This is a genomic window from Streptomyces sp. NPDC058678 (genome assembly GCF_042714835.1).
GTDB lineage: Bacteria > Actinomycetota > Actinomycetes > Streptomycetales > Streptomycetaceae > Streptomyces.
Map to the genome: position 1 here is coordinate 99,571 of NZ_JBHXSG010000004.1, position 17,301 is coordinate 116,871.

Sequence of the window (17,301 nt, forward strand, 5' to 3'; positions counted from 1 at the left end):
CCACGACCCCTCCCGTGCACCTCACGCACCAGCGCGGCCCGCTGCACGACCTGCCGGACACTCCGGAGGCGTACGACGCCGTCCTCGCCGACGTCGTCGAGCAGGCCCTGGCCCGGCTCACGCCGGAGGGCAACCTCGAACACCCCGACTGCGTGGACGACATCGGCGACACCTCGCTCGGGATCACCTCGCTGTTGGCGCTCGCCTGGCAGCGCACCAAGGACCCCCGGCTGCCCGACGCGGTGCGCCGCAGCCTCGCCTTCCATCTGCGCGAGCGGGTGTACGTCGACGACAATCCCGGCTATCCGAACCTGAAGAGGCGCAACTCGAGCCTGCCGTACGCCCGTTACACCCTCGCCCCGGGCGCCCACCCCATCGGTGACTGGCCCAGCACGGTGTGGGCGCTGCTCCAGGCGGTCAATGTGCTGGACACGGCCGACGGTCTGGCCGACGACGGACAGCGCGCGGAACTCGCCGACGTGGCGCACGGCTACTGGCGCTGGCTGACCGAGGCGACCTTCTTCAACCCGCAGGAGGCGGGCAACCAGGCGATCGGCTGCGTGGTGGGCGGCCTGATGCTGGCCCGTCACCTGCCGCCGCAGGAGGGCGCGCCGGTCCGGGCCCGGGCGCTGCAGCTGTACACCGACGAGATCCGCGCCCACCGGGTGCGCGACCGGGGTGCCCTGCTGCCTCCCGAGCACGGCGGCGCCTACGACAACAACTACGGCCCGATCTCCCTGTCCTTCCTCGCCCAGGCCCACCGGGTCAGCGGCGAGGACGTCTTCGCCGAGGACGGCGACGCGCTCGCCCGCTACATCGACGCCCGCCTCACCGGCGGCGGCTTCGACAACGGCGGCCCCCGCTACAGCGAGCAGCACTCCGCCTTCGAGTCGGTGCTCGGTCTGCGTTACTTCTCCACCCGGATCGGCTCCGACCTGGGCCGCTACCGGGGCGACAGCCGCTGGGCCAGGCACGCGGTCAAGGCGGACGGCGGGGTCGACGGCCACTTCGCGTGGATGCTGGTGTGGCAGATCCAGGACACCACGCGCTGGCACCGCGAGCCGTCCCCGGCGGCCGTCCGGCACCAACTGCGCGCCGGCACGGTCTCGGTGGCCTTCGACGACCGCATGACCCCGGCGGTGGTCGAGGCGGGCGGCACCTACTGCCTGCCCGCCGCCGTCAACCGCCAGCACGGCTTCGGCCCCGTCACCGACGGCTTCCTGCTGTGCCGTCCCATGGGCGAGGTCCGCGTCCGTGACGTGCGCGCCGAGGGCCTCACGGCCAAGCTGATCACCAAGCCGGTCGTCGGCCGCGACCACGTCCTGCGCCATGTGCGCTCCCTGTACGTCACCGACGGCACGACCCTGTGGACGACGGTCGCCGTCGAACGCCTCGACGGGACGCCGTACCTGCTGGCCGGCCTCCCGTACGCCGAGGACGACGGCGACCGGGTCCGTCGTACGGCCCACGCGGCCGTGTCCTCGGCGGGCACCCTGCGCCTGACCCACCCCGACGCGCAGGGCGCGGAACACTTCGACGCCCGCGCCGAACTCACCCAGGAGCAGGCCGCGTTCGCCCTCGCGGAGGACCCGCGCGGTTACGGCAACCCGGACGAGGGCTGGCGCCACCTCGTCAGCTCGACGGCCCTGGAGGCCGGCCCGATCGCGGACGCGCCGGACGACCTCCACGTCTTCGCGGTGCGGTACGGCTCCCAGGAGCCGTTCACCGTGTCCGTCGAGCGGAGCGGGGAAGGGCTGACCGTACGGACGGACGCCTTCACCGCCGTGATCGGGGACATCGCCGGGGACGCCCGGGCGGAGCCAGAGCTGACCCTGTTGGTCTGATCACGGGCCCGGGCGTCAGAAGGTCAGCCCGAGCACTCCCCACTCACGCCGCGCGGCCCCGTCGACCACCTCGGCCCACTGCCGCACCAGGGCGTCGAACGCGTCGAAGTCGGGGATCCACCCGCCCGGATGCGAGGCACAGGCGTCGTAGGTCGCTCGGAACCCTTCCAGCAGGGGTTCGGCCCGGGCCCAGTGGCCGGCGAGGTCCAGCACCGCGGGCGGCGGGCAGGTGAGCATCCGGCGTGGACCGGAGGGCTCGGGATCCGAGGGGAAGAGGCGGCCGTCCGACTCGTCGTCCTCGTCGTCCAGATGCGGTCCCCACCAGATCAGGCCCCGGAGGAAGCCGTCCAACGGCTCGCGCAGCCCGGGATCGGCGCACTCCCGGGCCTTGTCCCAGCCGTCCGCCGCCCAGAAGTGCGGCTTGTACGAGCCGAGGGTGCGGCGGAACTCGTACCGTCCGCTCCACGGCACCTTCGGCGAGGCGGGAAACACCCACCCCACTTCGGGCTCCGGCCGCAGCTCGGGCTCGTCGTCGGGGTCCATGGCCTCGTACAGGAGACCTTCCCGCTCACCCGCCGGCGTCCGCTCCAACCGTCCCCAGTCCACCGCCAGCACGGTGATGTCCAACCCCATCCGGCCACCCTACGACGTCCCGCACCACCAGATCCGCCCTCTCCCGCGTCGCGGCGACCAGCTCGGCGTTGTGCTCGTCGGACCCCAGCACCCAGGCCACCGCCTCCTCGTGTCCCTTGCCGAACTCCTCGTGCCGGGCGACCAGCCGCCGTACCCGCTCCTCCTCGTCGATCTCGCAGAACCACACCTCGTCCAGCTCGGCCCGGACCCGCGCCCACGCGCCCGAGTCCAGCAGCAGGTAGTTGCCCTCCGTCACGACCAGCCGGGCGGTCGGCGGCACCGGGATCGCCCCCGCGATCGGCTGCTCCAGCACCCGTTCGAAGCCGGGCGCGTACACGGTCTCGCCGTCCGCCTCCTGGCGGCGCAGCCGCCGCAGCAGCGCCGCGTAACCCGCCGCGTCGAAGGTGTCGGGCGCGCCCTTGCGGTCGCGTCGGCCGAGGCGGTCGAGTTCGACGTCGGCGAGGTGGAAGCCGTCCATGGGGACGTGCGCCACCCACGGGTCACCGTCGGCGTTGAGCGCCCGCACCAGGTTCTCGGCGAGGGTCGTCTTGCCGGCGCCCGGACTGCCGGCGACGCCGAGGAGCGCACGGCGGCCGTGGCGGGTCAGGGCGTGGGCACGGGTGAGGAGGTCGTCGAAGGTCAGTGGCACGCGTCCGAGTCTGTCACCCGGCGCCGAGCCGATGACTTCAGGTGGGCAGGGCACTCTGGTCCGGGGGAGAGGAGGGAGTCACGCCATGTCCGACGACCAGGCGCAGATCCGCACACTGATCATCAACTGGGCCGAAGCCGTCCACCGGGGCGACCTCGACGGCGTCCTCACCGGCCACGCCGAGGACCTCGTGATGTTCAACGTGGCGCCGCCCCATGAGGGCATCCACGGCCTGGCCGCCTACGGGGCGACCTGGCCGCCGTTCTTCGCGTGGCAGGCCCAGGGCGCCTGCTTCGACATCGAGACCCTCGACGTCATGGCCGGCGCCGACGTCGCCTACGCGCACGCGCTGCTGCGATGCGCCTCACCCGAGGAACTCGCCGAGCACCCCGGCGTGCGGCTGAGGCTGACCTTCGGTCTGCGCAAGGAACGGGGCCGCTGGCTGGTCGCCCACGAGCACCACTCCTTCCCGCACGACTGACCCGGCGCACCAAGAGGGCGTAAGAGTGTGTCGTGAAGTGCGCCCGGTGTGGCGTGCGCCACTCACTGGACCCGCTCTTGTGGGGAACCGTGTCTGTATGACGGAGCTCGGTCTTCCCGAAGACATCCTGGCCTGCCTCTTCGACCTCGACGGTGTGGTCACCAAGACGGCCGTCGTGCACGCGGCCGCCTGGAAGGAGATGTTCGACGCGTTCCTGCGAGAACGCGAGGGCGAGCAGTTCCGGCCGTTCACCGACGCCGACTACGACGAGCACGTCGACGGCCGCCCCCGGGCCGACGGCGTCCGCACCTTCCTCGCCTCCCGCGGCATCGAACTGCCCGAAGGCGCCCCGGACGACCCACCGAGCACCCCGACGGTCCACGGCCTGGGCAACCGCAAGAACGACCTGGTGCTGGAGAAGATCCGCACCGACGGCGTCGAAGCGTACGACGGCACCCTGCGCTACCTCGAAGCGGTCCGCGCACGCGGCCTGCGCACCGCGATCGTCTCCTCCAGCGCCAACTGCCGCGACGTGCTGCGCGCCATCGACGCCGAGGACTACTTCGACGTACGCGTCGACGGCGTGGTCGCCGCCGAGCGGAAACTGCCGGGCAAGCCGCGCCCCGACACCTTCCTCGCCGCCGCCCGCGACCTGGGCGTCGATCCCTCGCGCTGCGCGGTCTTCGAGGACGCCCTGGCGGGCATGGACGCGGGCCGTTCCGGCCACTTCGGACACGTCGTCGGTGTCGACCGGGTCGGACAGACCGACGCCCTGTACGCGCACGGCGCGAACGTCGTCGTGAAGGACCTGGCCGAGCTGGGAGGCAAGGCGTGATCACCGAAAGGGCGTACACCGTCGAACCCTGGGCCGTGCGCGAGAGGGACCTCGACCTCGACGTCCTCGCGCAGAGCGAGTCCGTGTTCGCGCTGTCCAACGGCCATGTCGGTTGGCGCGGCAACCTCGACGAGGGCGAACCCCACGGCCTGCCCGGCTCCTACCTCAACGGCGTGTACGAACTGCACCCGCTGCCCTACGCCGAGGCGGGCTACGGCTACCCGGAGTCCGGCCAGACCGTCATCAACGTCACCAACGGCAAGGTGCTGCGGCTGCTGGTCGACGACGAGCCCTTCGACCTGCGCTACGGCCGGCTCGTCGCCCACGAACGCACCCTGGACCTGCGCGGGGGAGTCCTCGAGCGGACCTGCGAATGGGTCTCGCCGGCCGGCTCCCGCATCCGGGTGCGCTCGACCCGGCTCGTCTCCCTCACGCAGCGGGCGATCGCGGCCGTGGCGTACGAGGTGGAGCCCGTCGACTGCCGGACCAGGGTGGTGATCCAGTCGGAACTCGTCGCCAACGAGAGCCTGCCCGAGCCGAACGGCGACCCGCGCGCCGCCCAGGCCCTGAAGTCGCCCCTGGAGCCCGAGGAGGACTTCGCCTCCGGTTCCCGGCTGCGTCTGGTGCACCGCACCCGCCGCAGCGGCTTCCGGATCGCCGTGGCCGCCGACCACGTCATCGACGGACCCGAGCGGACCACGACCGACAGCGAGAGCAACGTGGACGTGTCCCGGCTGACGGTCACCTCCGTCCTGGAACCCGGACAGCGGCTGCGGGTCGAGAAGCTCGTCGCCCACGGCTGGTCCGGGGCCCGCTCCCGGCCCGCCATGAGCGACCAGGTCGAGGCGGCGCTGGCGGCGGCCGCGCACAGCGGCTGGCAGGGCCTGCTGGACGAGCAGCGGGCGTTCCTCGACGACTTCTGGGCCCGTGCCGACGTCGAGGTCGACGGCGACGAGGAGATCCAGCAGGCCGTCCGCTTCGCCCTCTTCCACGTCCTGCAGGCCGGTGCCCGCGCCGAACAGCGGGCCATCCCCGCCAAGGGACTGACCGGCTCCGGCTACGACGGGCACGCCTTCTGGGACACCGAGACCTTCGTCCTGCCCCTGCTCACCTACACCGCACCCGATTCCGTCGCCGAGGCGCTGCGCTGGCGGCAGAACACCCTGCCGGCCGCCCGGGAACGCGCCCAGCAACTCGGCCTCGGCGGCGCCGCGTTCCCCTGGCGGACCATCGAGGGCTCGGAAGGGTCCGCGTACTGGCCCGCCGGCACGGCCGCCTTCCATGTGAACGCCGCCATAGCCGACGCCGTGGTGCGCTACACGGCGTCCACCGGCGACACCCACTTCGAACGTGACACCGGCGTCGAACTCCTGGTGGAGACCGCCCGCCTGTGGCGCTCGCTCGGCCACCACGACCACCACGGCGTCTTCCACATCGACGGCGTCACCGGCCCCGACGAGTACAGCGCGGTCGCCGACGACAACCTGTACACGAACCTCATGGCCCGGGCGAACCTCCTGTCCGCCGCCGACGCCTGCGAACGTCACCCGGAGCAGGCGGCCCGGTTCGGTGTCGACGAGGAGGAGAGCGCCGCCTGGCGGGACGCGGCCGAGGCCGTGCACATCCCCTACAACGACGAGCTCGGCGTCCACGAACAGCACGCCGGCTTCACCCGCTACCAGCGCTGGGACTTCGCCGGCACGAGCGCCGACCAGTACCCCCTGCTGCTGCACTTCCCCTACTTCGACCTCTACCGCAAGCAGGTCGTCAAGCAGGCCGACCTGGTCCTGGCGATGTACACGTGCAGCGGCTGGTTCGAGGAGTTCCACGACGAGGAGCAGATCGCCCGCAACTTCGCCTACTACGAGCCCCTGACGGTACGGGACTCCTCGCTCTCGGCATGCTGCCAGGCCGTCGTCGCCGCCCAGGCCGGCCACCTCGGTCTCGCCTACGACTACACCGCCGAGGCGGCCCTGATGGACCTGGCCGACCTGGAGCAGAACACCCGCGACGGACTGCACATCGCCTCGCTGGCCGGTACCTGGACAGCCCTGGTCGCCGGATTCGGCGGCCTGCGCCGCGACGGCGACTCGCTCCGGTTCACCCCGCGCCTGCCCGACAGGTTCAGCCGGCTCGCCTTCACCCTCCAACTCCTCGGCCGGCGCCTGCGCGTGGAGATCGGCCCGGACAAGGCCACGTACACGCTGGTCTCGGGCGACCCCCTGACCATCCGCCACCACGGCACCCCGCTGACCGTGAACGGCGACGGCCCCGTCGTCCGCGGGATCCCCGCGCAGAAGTCGCGCCCGGCCCCGGAACAACCGCCGCACCGCATCCCCACCGCGCGCTTACGGAAGGGTGTCATGTCGTCGACCTGGTCCGGCTGGCCCGAGAACGGGGCCTGCAGGACCTGGTCGCGTACGTGGCTGCCCCGCCGGGGCTTCAGGCACCTGGCCGATTTCGACCCTGCACACCAGTCCGAAGCGGGTTAGTTTGTCTATGTTTTTCCTGCATTCCCTGCATTCCCTGCATTCCCTGCACTCACCTGCCAGGGGGAGGGGTGGACGATGGCCCACGGTACGCACGCCATGCTCGTCGGTCTGCGACGCGGCGAACCGGCGCCCGGGCCCGGCACGTCCTGGCGCACGCGGGGCGAGTGGCTGCTCGCGGCCGTGGCCGGCGCCTTCACGCTCGCCCAACTGCTCCTCGTCCGCCCGGGCATGGGCCTCGGCTGGGACGAGACGGTGTACGTCAGCCAGGTCGGCACCCAGGCTCCGGCGGCCTTCTTCAGCGCCCCGCGCGCCCGGGGCGTCTCCCTGCTGGTGGCGCCGGTCGCGTCCTGGTCGACCTCCACCGAGCTGCTGCGCGTCTACCTCGCCGTGCTCTCGGGCCTCGGCCTCTACCTGGCCCTGCGCGTGTGGCGCGGCCTGTTCCCGGCCCGGGTCCTGGCCCTGGGCGGCGCGCTCTTCGCCTCCTTGTGGATCACGCTCTTCTACGGCCCGCAGGCCATGCCCAACCACTGGGTCGCGGTCGGTGCCCTGGCGTGCGTCGGCTGCTTCCTGCGCGCCCGCGCCGACCACCGGGACCGGGCGGCCCTGTGGGGCGTCGCGGTGGGCGCCGCACTCATGGCGTGGATGCGGCCCACCGACGCCGTGTGGGTCACGCTGCCGCTGCTCGTCCTCGTGGTGGCGGCCCGCTGGTGGCGGCTCGCGGTCGCCCTCCTGGGCGGGCTCCTCACGGGCGCGGCGGAGTGGGTGATCGAGGCGTACGCCGACTACGGCGGCCTGGGCCGACGACTGTCCGAGGCCTCCGACATCCAGGGCGGACTCGGGTGGCACCTCGCCGTCGACGACCAGCTGCGCAGCCTGGTCGGACGGGCCCTGTGCCGCCCGTGCACCGGGCCGATGCCGAACCCGGCGGTCATGGCCTGGTGGTTCGTCCTGCCGCTGCTCGCCGCCGTGGCACTGGTGGTAGCGGTGCGGGCCCGGCGCCCTGGGCCCACGGTGTTGCCGGTGGCCTGCGCCACGACGGCCGCCGTGCCGTACCTGTTCATGATCGGATACGCGGCCCCCCGCTTCCTGCTGCCCGCCTACGCGCTGCTCGCGCTCCCGGTCGCGGCCGCCCTGCTCCATATGGTCACCACGCCGGCCGGGCGGTGGCGGCCGGTGGTGACGGCGCTGGTCGGGGTGGGACTGGCCGGGCATCTGGCGGTGCAGTACGCCGTCCTGGACCGCACCGTGGACCGCACCACGGCCGACCGCCGCGACTGGGCCCGCACCGCCGCCCACCTGCACCGTCTCGGCGTCCGCCCGCCGTGTCTGCTCACCGGCCAGGAGGCCATCCCGGTCGGCTACTACACCGGCTGCTCCTCGGCGGCGACCGGCGGCCCGAACGCCAACAGCACCCGGGCGGACATCCTGCGCACCACCCGCCGTGTGCCGACCGCCGCCCTCACCCGCCCCGGCGCCACGCCCCCCTCGTACGCCCGCACCTGGGAGACCCACCGGTCCGCGGGACTGGACCTGCACATCGCGCCGCCGCCGGCCCGCCGGGACGGGCCCGGATGACGTCCGAACAGATCGCCGCCGGGCCCGCCCGCAGACGTGCCTGCCGGCACACCGTCCTCGCCCTCGCCGTCCTGGCGGCCGCCGTCTGCCTGGCCCGGTGGCACTGGCCCGTACTGGAGACCGGTGCCCTCCGGCTCGCCGTGGCCGACCAGCGCTGGCTGCTGGTCGGTGCCACGGCGACGGGGGCGACCTGGCTGTGCTCGGCGCTGGCCCAACAGGGCGCCGTGACCCGACGGCTCCCGCCGGGGCGGCTCGTGGCCACCCAGTTCGCCGCCTCCGCCGCCAACCATGTCCTGCCCGCCGGGCTCGGCGCGGGCGCGGTGAACCTGCGCTTCCTCATGCGCTGCGGGATGCCGGGCGGCCGCTCGGCGACCGCGGTCGCGGTCAAGGCCGCGGCCGGCGCGGCCGCGCGGGCCGCGCTGATCGCCGTCCTCGCCGCCGCCTGCCCGGGCGTCCTGCGGATCCCGCCCGGCTGGGGCGGCTGGGTGGCCCTCGCCGGCGCGGCTCTCGGCGGTACCGTCCTGCTGGGCGTCCGGCTGTGGCCGGGATGCCGGCGTGCCCTGGGCGTGGTGCTGGCCGACGTCCGGGCCGTTCACGCGCGGCCGCGGCGGGCGGCGGCCCTGTGGGGCGGCTCGCTGGCGTTCGCCCTGCTGCACGCCCTCGTCCTGGTCGCCGTCACCCGGGCCGTCGCGCTGCCGCTGGCCCCGGCCCTCGTGGCACTGCTCTACCTCGCCGCGAGCTGCGCCGCCGCCCTGCTGCCCACCCCCGGCGGCCTCGGCTCCCTCGACGCCGCGCTCGGCCTCGCCCTCGCCGCCGCCGGAGCACCCCCGGACGCCGCCGCCTCCGCCGTGCTCGGCTACCGCCTCCTGACCGTCTGGCTCCCGTTGCTGCCGGGCCTGTTGGTGCTCGGGATCCTGATCCGGCGCAAGGCGTTGTGACCGCACCCCGGCGTTTCCAGGCCGCCCGCTTCTGGTAGGAGTCCGGTTGTCGGTCCGCGGACTAGGGGGGAATGCCATGACAGGGAACGATCACGGCGGCCGGTTGGGGGCGGAGTTCTTCACTCCGGGATCGTCGTCCTTCACCGAGTTCCTGGCCGCGCACCGTCCGGAACTGCTCAGCACCCGCCGCGTCCTCCCGGACGGCGTGGTCGCCGCACCCGACCAGGTCCCGCACGGCACCACCGTGCTCGCCCTCGCCTACCGAGACGGCGTGCTGATCGCCGGCGACCGCAGAGCCACCATGGGCAACCTCATCGCCCAGCGCGATCTGGAGAAGGTGCATCCCGCGGACGACTACTCGGCGGTCGCCTTCGCCGGCACCGTCGGACTCGCCGTGGACATGGTGAAGCTGTACCAGGTCGAACTGACGCACTTCGAGAAGATCGAGGGCACGGCGATGACCCTCAACGCGAAGGCGCGCCGCCTGGCCGGCATGATCCGGCAGAACCTCGGCCAGGCCATGCAGGGTCTCGCCGTCGTACCGCTCCTGACCGGCTACGACCCTTTGGCCCCCGAGGGCGAGCGGGGCCGCATCTTCAGCTTCGACGTCGTCGGCGGGCTGTACGAGAAGACCGACTTCCACGCCGAGGGGTCCGGATCGCCCTACGCCCGGGGCGCGTTGAAGAAGCTGTTCCACAAGGGCATGGACCGGCGCGAGGCCGCCCTGGCCGCGCTCCACGCGCTGTACGACGCCGCCGACGACGACTCCGCGACCGGCGGCCCGGACATCCATCGCCGGATCTTCCCCATCGTCTCGGTCATCACCGAGGACGGCTTCGAGCGGTTGCCCGAGCCGGAGACGGAGGAGTTGAGCCGCGAGATGGTCGAGCAACGCCGCGGCAGGCCGGACGGACCCAACGCGACGGCCTGACCGGGCACTTTTCCCACCCGTGGTGAAGACCTGTCACGGGCTTTACTGCACATGACTTGCAGCTGCCGGAGGATGGCACGAGGCTGCTCGACGCGGCCGTTCGCACCACAGGAAGATCCTCCCCCCGATGACGGCCGGCCCTGATTCCACTCCGCCCCTCCTCCCCGCCACCGCCCCCGAGAGGGGCTCGGCCCGGCACCGCGTCCTCGGCTCCATGACGCGGCAGGAGTGGATCAGGGCGGGCGGGATGGCCGCCGTGGTCGTGGCCCTGCATGTGATCGGCTGGTTCACGCTGATCGTGATCGTCGCGCCGCACCACTACGGCATCGGCGAGAAGTCCTTCGGCATCGGGATCGGCGTCACCGCGTACACGCTCGGCATGCGGCACGCCTTCGACGCCGACCACATCGCGGCGATCGACAACACCACGCGCAAGCTGATGGGCGAGGGGCAGCGACCGCTGTCGGTCGGTTTCTGGTTCTCGCTCGGCCACTCCAGTGTCGTCTTCGCCCTGGCACTGCTGCTCTCGCTCGGCGTGAAGTCCCTCGCCGGACCCGTCCGTGACGACGACTCCCGGCTCCACGACATCACCGACCTGATCGGTACGGCCGTCTCCGGGGCCTTCCTCTACGTCATCGCGGCGATCAACCTGGTCATCCTCGGCGGGATCTGGAAGGTGTTCCGGCAGATGCGCTCGGGTCACTACGACGAGGCAGCCCTGGAGGAACAGCTGAACAACCGAGGCTTCATGAACCGCCTCCTCGGCCGCGTCATGAAGTCGATCACCAGCCCCTGGCAGATGTACCCGCTCGGCCTGCTCTTCGGCCTCGGCTTCGACACCGCCACCGAGATCGCCCTGCTCGTCCTGGCCGGTTCGGGCGCCGCCTCCGGCCTGCCCTGGTACGCGATCCTGTGCCTGCCCGTCCTGTTCGCCGCCGGCATGTCCCTCCTCGACACGATCGACGGCACCTTCATGAACTTCGCCTACGACTGGGCCTTCTCCAAACCGGTCCGCAAGGTCTACTACAACCTCACCATCACCGGCCTGTCCGTCGCCGTCGCCCTGCTCATCGGCACCGCCGAACTCCTCGGCCTGCTGGCGCAGCGGCTCGACCTGCACGGCCTCTTCTGGGACTGGATCACCGGCCTCGACCTGAACGTCCTCGGCTTCGTCATCGTCGGCCTGTTCCTCGCCACGTGGATCGTCGCCCTGGTGGTGTGGAAGGCCGCCCGCATCGAGGAGAAGTGGACGGCGGGCCTGGCAGCAGCCGTGGAGCGCGGAGCGGAGTGAGCAAGGCAAGCCTTCCTGATTGCCGAACCGGCCGCGCTCACTCCAGTGGAGTAACGGCAGAACGATTCGCCGGGTGAAGGGACACGGCAAACGATCAGCCGCCGGGGCACACCGGCCATCCTGGCTCGGCAGTCCCACCCCCACCGACCAGGGAGATTCCCTTGCGTGTTCGTCGTATCGTGACCGGCGCCCTCAGTTCCGTCGCCCTCGTGCTCACCTCCCTGGGCGCGGTGACCACCACCGCGAGCCCCGCGGCGGCCGACCCGTGCGGGTTCTACGAGACCGGCTCGGACGCCTACTACAACCACTGCACCTCCGACGGCTCACGGGTCGTCATCAAGGTGGAGGTCCCCTTGGCACCCGACTACGAGCGATGTGTCGGCCCCGGCAAGTCCTGGCTGGGTTCCGCGAGCAAGATCAGCGGTGCCTACTACGTGGGCCGCACCTGCTGACGAGCAGTTTCCCTCGGCAGTGCTCCGTACCGCCCTCGGCCGGGTGGTACGGAGCACGCCGTGTTTTCCCGCCCGCTCAGGAGCGCAGCCTGAACTCCTTGCGCCCCTTGGCGAGCTGCTTCTCCGGGTCGCCGGTGTACGACCACGGGGTGCGCGTGGCACGCCGCCCCAGCATCCGCAGCAGCGGCTCGGCGACGTCCTGGACCCCCGCGCAACAGGCCGCGTGCGTCAGGTAGTTGACGTCACGCAGCTCGCCCGGTGCCACCGCGTTCTCCGTCCGGCCCGTGATCCAGCGCTGCCAGGTGCGTCGTACGTCGCTGATCGCGCCGTCGTTGTTCCAGTGCTGACCGAGGCCCACCGAGGCCCGGCTGTCCTGAGCGGCGTCCAGCGAGTGCCGGTACTCCTCGACCCGGGCGTACTGCACCAGCACGGGCAGTGCGCAGCCGGGCGGTGCCACGCCGGCCGCGTCGCGGGCGAAGTCGTACATCAGGCCGTGCGAGCCGTGCCAGCGGGACGAGTAGTAGTGCAGCACCTGGAGGTGACCCTCCACGCTGTACTGGTCCCGTCCCTGCAACTCGTCCCACCAGCGTGCCAGTTCCTGCCGGCGGACCCCCGCCGGGTACAGCCGTGCCACGGAGATCAGCGAGATCCACGGCGTGGGGTCGTCCGGGTACGCCTCGGCGGCATGCAGGCATGCCATGACGGCGCTGTCGACGCGGTGCCGGCCGATGGGCACGCCCCGGCCCGCGGCGATGGCCAGGTTGAACGCCCGGGCCGTCTCGGTCGCCGCGTAGAGCACCAGTGCGTCGGCGCCGCGCGGCTCGGCCGCGAGCCACGTCTCCGCCGTCGAACTGCTCGCGCAGGCCTGGGCGAGCAGCCGGACCCGGTGGCCCCGGGCGAGCCAGTCCGGGCCGGTGGCGTGCAGGAGTTCGCGCAGTCCCTGCCAGCGGCCGATGACGATGTCGTGCCGGGCCGAGCTGAGGGCGGTGTCCCCGCAGTCGGGGTCGAAGTCGGGAGCGAAGCGGTCTCGCGCCATCGGGGTCTCCCTCAGAAGTCGGTGGGCAGACCCTCGTGGACGGGGGAGTGCGCGTCCGCGTGGTCGTCGGGGACGTAGTCCGTCTCGACGGTTCGGGTGGCGTCGAGCTTCGCCGGCCGGTAGTAGTCGCTGCCCTGCCGCCAGTACCAGAGCATCGGGATCAGGCCGACGGCCAGTCCGCCGATGCCGATCACGACCGAGGCGGTGCTCAGCTCGCTCAGCGACTCGACGAACACCCAGAACATGAACAGGGCGCCGAACAGTGGCCACAGCCCGCCGAACACGAAGTTCGCCACCGACTTCAGCAGCATCCGGCGGTAGGCCACGACCACGGCGAGCCCGGCCAGCCCGTAGTAGACGGCGATCTGCAGGCCGATCGCCGAGATCGCGTCGGAGAGGATGTCACCGACCGTGCCCAGGGCGTTGGAGGCGATCAGCATCACCAGTGCCACCGTGCCGACGACCACGATCGCGACCCACGGGGTGTTCCAGCGGGGGTGGACCCGGCCGAGCGCGGACGGCATCGTACGGTCGCGGCCCATCGCGAACAGCGAGCGCGTGACCTGGATGAGCGTGGTCTCCAGCGTGGCGATGGTGGACAGCATCACCGCGACGATCAGCAGCTTGCCGCCCCAGCCCGGCCAGACCTCCTCGCCGAGCACCGCCAGCACGTTGGCGTCGTTCTCCTCGATCTGCCGGGAGGAGAGGATCACGTTGACCGCGATGGTGAACGCCTCGAACAGCAGGAAGACGATGCCGATGCCGATGAGGCCCGCGAGCCCCGTCGTGCGGCGGCTGTTGCGGGTCTCCTCGCTCAGGTTGCTGGTGACGTCCCAGCCCCAGTAGTAGAACGCGGCGATGAGCGCGCCGGACGCGAAGCCCGACACGCCGTCGAAGTGGCCGAAGCCGAGCCACGACCAGTCGAAGGCGCGGGCGTTGCCGGTGTGGAGGACGGCGAGGACCGCGAACAGCGCCAGAATGGCCAGCTCCACCCCGGACATGACGAGCTGTGCGCGGACGGTGAGGCGGGCCCCGCCGAGGACGACCAGCAGCATGGCCACGAACCAGGCCGCGCCGACCACCGTGGACAGCGCGGTGTTCTCCGCGAGCTTCTCGTCGAAGAGGGCTAGCGTCATCGACCCGGCGGGCAGCGAGCCCGCCACCATGAAGATGGTCGCCGAGATCACCAGCGCCCAGCCGCTGATGAACCCGAGAAAGGGATGGAGCGTACGCCCCACCCACGAGTAACTGGCTCCCGCGTTCACGTCGATCCGGCCGAGGTAGCTGAACGCCAGTGCGATGCCGAGCATGGGTATCGCGCAGTACAACAGGGCCGCGGGGCTCGCCAGGCCCACCGCGCCGACCAGGACCGCGGTGGTCGCGGCCAGCGAGTAGGCCGGGGCACTGCCGGCGACGGCCATCACGACCGTGTCGAACGTGCCGAGGGCATTGGCCTGCAGCCCTCTGCCCCTGAAGTTGCTCATGGATGCGCTGCTTTCCGTCGTGCACGACGCGGGGAGGACAAGGCCCCGACGGCGTAAGGGGGGGTGGGGGGTGGACCCGTCCCGGACGCGCGAGGGATGGCCTCGGGTCAGGGTCGGTGAAAAAAGAGAGGGTGGCGGATACCGCTCGGTCGCTGCGTGGACAGTCGGTCACACCGTGTGTGCGTGTGATGATAGCCGCACTCATTGAGCTTTCAAGATTGACCGGGAAGTAACCTCCCGAGGCCGTCGAAAGCCCCACTCCCGTACCTCTTTTGAGGTTGGAGATCCCGTAGCGGGAAACGCGGATCAGGACACCCGAGTAGGACGAGCGCGACGCGCCAGGGAGGCGGCGATGGACACGGAGCGGACGAACCCCGAACTGATGGGGGACGACGCGTACCAGCCCACCGGAACCAACGAGGAGCAGGAGGACGCGACCCCGCTCGATCTGCAGGACGCCCTCGACGAGCGGACGTACGACGAGACCCTCGCGGAGGGCTACTCGCCGCCGGAGAGGCCGCTCGGCGTCACCAAGTACGGCACCACGGCCTCCGAACAGCACGACGGCGAGAGCCTCGACCAGCGCCTCGCCCAGGAGGTTCCCGACGTGGCCGGGCCCGTCGGCGACGGTATCGGCGACGCCCCCGGAGGTGAGGGCGAGCCGGTCGACCCGGAGGCGGGCACGGACCGGGCCGGCCGTCTCGTCGCCCCCGACGAGGGCGCCCACCCCGACACCACGAAGGAGGCCGTCGCCTCCGACGTGGGCATCGACGCGGGGGCCGCCGGCGCGGAGGAGGCCGCCGTCCATGTCGTCGAGGACGACACGATCCTTCCCGACGGACCGCAGGACGAACTCGCGGACGTGCTTCCCGACGACGAGGAGAACTGAGCGGGCCGCTCAGTCCCCGATCCGGTCGATCAGGCGGAGCTTGTTGGTGGCGTCGAGGGCGGCGACCTTGTAGGACTCGGCGAGTGTCGGGTAGTTGAACACGGCGTCGACCAGGTAGTCGACGGTGCCGCCGCAGCCCATCACGGACTGTCCGATGTGGATGAGCTCGGTGGCGCCGGTGCCGAAGCAGTGCACCCCGAGCAGGCTGCGGTCCTCGGAGGAGACCAGCAGCTTCAGCATGCCGTGCGAGTCGCCCATGATCTGGCCGCGGGCCAGTTCCCGGTAGCGGGAGATGCCGACCTCGAACGGCACCCGGTCCTCGGTGAGTTGGTCCTCGGTGCGGCCCACGAAGCTGATCTCGGGGATGGTGTAGATGCCGATCGGCTGGAGGTTGTGCATTCGGGCGACTGGCTCCCCGCACGCGTGGTAGGCCGCGGCCCGCCCCTGCTCCATCGCGGTCGCCGCCAGCGCGGGGAAACCGATCACGTCACCGACGGCGTAGATGTGCGGCACCTCGGTGCGGTAGTGCTCGTCCACCGTGATCCGGCCTCGCGCGTCCGCCGACAGGCCCGCCTTGTCGAGGTGCAGATCGTCGGTGAGGCCCTGTCGGCCCGCCGAGTACATCACCGAGTCGGCCGGGATCTTCTTGCCGCTCTCCAGGATGGTCAGCGTGCCCCGGGGATGGCGCTCGACGGCGGCCACCGTCTCCCCGAAACGGAACGTCACCGCCAGGTCGCGCAGGTGGTACTTGAGCGACTCGATCACCTCGACGTCGCACATGTCGAGCATCCCGGCACGCTTCTCCACCACAGTGATCTTGCTGCCGAGCGCCGCGAACATGGACGCGTACTCCATGCCGATGACACCGGCACCGACGATGACCATGGAACGCGGCACCCGTTCCAGGGCGAGCACGTTGTCCGAGTCCATGATCGTCCGCCCGTCGAACTCGACGCTGTCCGGCCGCGCGGGCCGGGTGCCGGTGGCGATCACGAAGTGCTCGGCGCTGACCAGCCGTTCGTGGCCGGTGACCTCGCGCAGGGCGACGGTGTGGTCGTCGACGAAGCGGGCGGTCCCGGAGTAGAGGGCGATGTGGTTGCGGGACAGCTGACTGCGGATGACGTCCACCTCGCGGCTGACCACGTGCTGGGTGCGGGCGGTCAGATCGCCGACGGTGATGTCCTCCTTGAGCCGGTAGCTCTGGCCGTAGAGATCGCGCTGGGTGAGACCGGTGAGGTACAGCACCGCCTCGCGCAGGGTCTTGGAGGGGATGGTGCCGGTGTGGATGGAGACCCCGCCGACCATGTCGGGGCGGTCGACGACGGCCACCCGGCGGCCCAGCTTGGCCGCGGCGATGGCGGCCTTCTGGCCACCCGGACCGGATCCGATGACGAGCATGTCGAAGTCGGGCACCTCAGGAGTCTGGCAGTCCCGGTGCCCGCTTCGATAGAGCGGACGGCCAACTGTGCCGCCGCCCGCGGGACCACGGATGCGTGGGTGAACTCCCGGCTACGGCAGCAGCTTGTCCAGCGCGGCCGGGCCTTCCGCCTCCAGCTTCCGCTTCGCCCATGCGAGGGTGCGCGGGGTGAGGTCCTTGCCCGAGGCGAGTACCACGTCCTCGGGTGACACGTCCGTGCCGGTGCGGGTGTGGAGCAGGGCGTCCGGGGTGGCACGGTCCTCGGACGGCCCGGTCGCGTCGGGTTGTGACGTCGGCATGATGTCTGCTCCTCGGATCCGGACAGTTCCTCGGTCCCGGTTTCCCTCACCGGGC

At 71.7% G+C, this 17,301-nt stretch carries 16 protein-coding genes; 10 read left to right on the forward strand and 6 right to left on the reverse strand.

The features are described 5' to 3' along the window. The first annotated feature begins 14 nt into the window (after positions 1-14). Positions 15-1,844 carry a hypothetical protein gene (locus ACFWWR_RS06160; RefSeq protein WP_384302200.1) on the forward strand — a complete coding sequence of 610 codons (1,830 nt, stop codon included), beginning with the start codon at positions 15-17 and terminating at the stop codon, positions 1,842-1,844. A gap of 15 nt (positions 1,845-1,859) precedes the next feature. On the opposite strand, the gene ACFWWR_RS06165 is transcribed toward ACFWWR_RS06160, so the two are convergent. After that, positions 1,860-2,477, reverse strand: a complete 618-nt coding sequence (locus ACFWWR_RS06165) for a hypothetical protein (RefSeq protein ID WP_383868072.1) — start codon at positions 2,475-2,477, stop codon at positions 1,860-1,862. Further along, entirely contained in the window at positions 2,413-3,126 is a 714-nt protein-coding gene (locus tag ACFWWR_RS06170; protein ID WP_383868070.1) for a nucleoside/nucleotide kinase family protein, read from the reverse strand. Before ACFWWR_RS06170 ends, ACFWWR_RS06165 begins: the two co-directional genes overlap by 65 nt. Positions 3,127-3,211: 85 nt before the next feature. Between ACFWWR_RS06170 and ACFWWR_RS06175 the strand changes: the two genes are divergently transcribed. The 8 genes from ACFWWR_RS06175 to ACFWWR_RS06210 all read left to right on the forward strand — a co-directional run bounded on the left by ACFWWR_RS06175 (position 3,212) and on the right by ACFWWR_RS06210 (position 12,121). Continuing rightward, positions 3,212-3,607, forward strand: a complete 396-nt coding sequence (locus tag ACFWWR_RS06175; protein ID WP_384302202.1) for a YybH family protein — start codon at positions 3,212-3,214, stop codon at positions 3,605-3,607. Between the two features lie 97 nt (positions 3,608-3,704). Then, positions 3,705-4,442, forward strand: coding sequence for a beta-phosphoglucomutase family hydrolase (locus ACFWWR_RS06180; RefSeq protein WP_383868066.1), 738 nt, complete (start codon positions 3,705-3,707; stop codon positions 4,440-4,442). After that, a complete protein-coding gene (locus ACFWWR_RS06185) occupies positions 4,439-6,934 on the forward strand; it encodes a glycoside hydrolase family 65 protein (RefSeq protein ID WP_384302204.1) in 2,496 nt (831 codons plus the stop codon). The genes ACFWWR_RS06180 and ACFWWR_RS06185 overlap by 4 nt, the downstream gene beginning before the upstream one ends. A 75-nt stretch (positions 6,935-7,009) precedes the next feature. Next, positions 7,010-8,509, forward strand: coding sequence for a hypothetical protein (locus ACFWWR_RS06190; RefSeq protein WP_384302206.1), 1,500 nt, complete (start codon positions 7,010-7,012; stop codon positions 8,507-8,509). Next, positions 8,506-9,447 (forward strand): lysylphosphatidylglycerol synthase domain-containing protein, encoded by a 942-nt coding sequence (locus tag ACFWWR_RS06195; protein ID WP_383868060.1) that lies wholly within the window; start codon positions 8,506-8,508, stop codon positions 9,445-9,447. Before ACFWWR_RS06190 ends, ACFWWR_RS06195 begins: the two co-directional genes overlap by 4 nt. 76 nt (positions 9,448-9,523) lie before the next feature. Beyond that, the gene (prcB, locus tag ACFWWR_RS06200; protein ID WP_383868058.1) at positions 9,524-10,378 is read left to right on the forward strand and encodes a proteasome subunit beta; all 855 of its coding nucleotides are present in this window, start codon (positions 9,524-9,526) and stop codon (positions 10,376-10,378) included. Between the two features lie 127 nt (positions 10,379-10,505). After that, the gene (locus ACFWWR_RS06205; protein ID WP_384302208.1) at positions 10,506-11,669 is read left to right on the forward strand and encodes a HoxN/HupN/NixA family nickel/cobalt transporter; all 1,164 of its coding nucleotides are present in this window, start codon (positions 10,506-10,508) and stop codon (positions 11,667-11,669) included. A 161-nt stretch (positions 11,670-11,830) separates the two neighbouring features. Then, positions 11,831-12,121: a DUF6355 family natural product biosynthesis protein gene (locus tag ACFWWR_RS06210; protein ID WP_383868054.1), complete on the forward strand. Its 291-nt coding sequence runs from the start codon at positions 11,831-11,833 to the stop codon at positions 12,119-12,121. 76 nt (positions 12,122-12,197) lie between these two features. Here ACFWWR_RS06210 and ACFWWR_RS06215 read toward each other — a convergent pair whose 3' ends face one another. Beyond that, on the reverse strand, positions 12,198-13,157 hold the full coding sequence (locus ACFWWR_RS06215) for a hypothetical protein (protein WP_383868052.1): 960 nt from the start codon (positions 13,155-13,157) through the stop codon (positions 12,198-12,200). 11 nt (positions 13,158-13,168) lie between these two features. Next, the gene (locus ACFWWR_RS06220) at positions 13,169-14,641 is read right to left on the reverse strand and encodes an APC family permease (protein ID WP_383868050.1); all 1,473 of its coding nucleotides are present in this window, start codon (positions 14,639-14,641) and stop codon (positions 13,169-13,171) included. A 352-nt stretch (positions 14,642-14,993) separates the two neighbouring features. On the opposite strand from ACFWWR_RS06220, the gene ACFWWR_RS06225 reads away from it, so the two are divergent. Further along, positions 14,994-15,530: a DUF5709 domain-containing protein gene (locus ACFWWR_RS06225; RefSeq protein WP_383868048.1), complete on the forward strand. Its 537-nt coding sequence runs from the start codon at positions 14,994-14,996 to the stop codon at positions 15,528-15,530. A 9-nt stretch (positions 15,531-15,539) separates the two neighbouring features. Here the strand turns inward: ACFWWR_RS06225 and sthA are convergent, their stop codons facing one another. Further along, a complete protein-coding gene (sthA, locus tag ACFWWR_RS06230) occupies positions 15,540-16,943 on the reverse strand; it encodes a Si-specific NAD(P)(+) transhydrogenase (RefSeq protein ID WP_383868046.1) in 1,404 nt (467 codons plus the stop codon). Between the two features lie 96 nt (positions 16,944-17,039). After that, positions 17,040-17,246 carry a hypothetical protein gene (locus ACFWWR_RS06235; protein WP_383868044.1) on the reverse strand — a complete coding sequence of 69 codons (207 nt, stop codon included), beginning with the start codon at positions 17,244-17,246 and terminating at the stop codon, positions 17,040-17,042. Between the last annotated feature and the right edge of the window lie 55 nt (positions 17,247-17,301).

What these genes read in the sequence shown, in the direction of transcription:
- ACFWWR_RS06165 (WP_383868072.1), bottom strand. Translation starts at nt 2,477, where the DNA reads ATGGGGTTGGACATCACCGTGCTGGCGGTGGACTGGGGACGGTTGGAG.
- ACFWWR_RS06180 (WP_383868066.1), top strand. Translation starts at nt 3,705, where the DNA reads ATGACGGAGCTCGGTCTTCCCGAAGACATCCTGGCCTGCCTCTTCGAC.
- ACFWWR_RS06205 (WP_384302208.1), top strand. Translation starts at nt 10,506, where the DNA reads ATGACGGCCGGCCCTGATTCCACTCCGCCCCTCCTCCCCGCCACCGCC.
- ACFWWR_RS06220 (WP_383868050.1), bottom strand. Translation starts at nt 14,641, where the DNA reads ATGAGCAACTTCAGGGGCAGAGGGCTGCAGGCCAATGCCCTCGGCACG.
- ACFWWR_RS06235 (WP_383868044.1), bottom strand. Translation starts at nt 17,246, where the DNA reads ATGCCGACGTCACAACCCGACGCGACCGGGCCGTCCGAGGACCGTGCC.
- ACFWWR_RS06225 (WP_383868048.1), top strand. Translation starts at nt 14,994, where the DNA reads ATGGACACGGAGCGGACGAACCCCGAACTGATGGGGGACGACGCGTAC.
- prcB (WP_383868058.1), top strand. Translation starts at nt 9,524, where the DNA reads ATGACAGGGAACGATCACGGCGGCCGGTTGGGGGCGGAGTTCTTCACT.
- ACFWWR_RS06215 (WP_383868052.1), bottom strand. Translation starts at nt 13,157, where the DNA reads ATGGCGCGAGACCGCTTCGCTCCCGACTTCGACCCCGACTGCGGGGAC.
- ACFWWR_RS06175 (WP_384302202.1), top strand. Translation starts at nt 3,212, where the DNA reads ATGTCCGACGACCAGGCGCAGATCCGCACACTGATCATCAACTGGGCC.
- ACFWWR_RS06195 (WP_383868060.1), top strand. Translation starts at nt 8,506, where the DNA reads ATGACGTCCGAACAGATCGCCGCCGGGCCCGCCCGCAGACGTGCCTGC.
- ACFWWR_RS06190 (WP_384302206.1), top strand. Translation starts at nt 7,010, where the DNA reads ATGGCCCACGGTACGCACGCCATGCTCGTCGGTCTGCGACGCGGCGAA.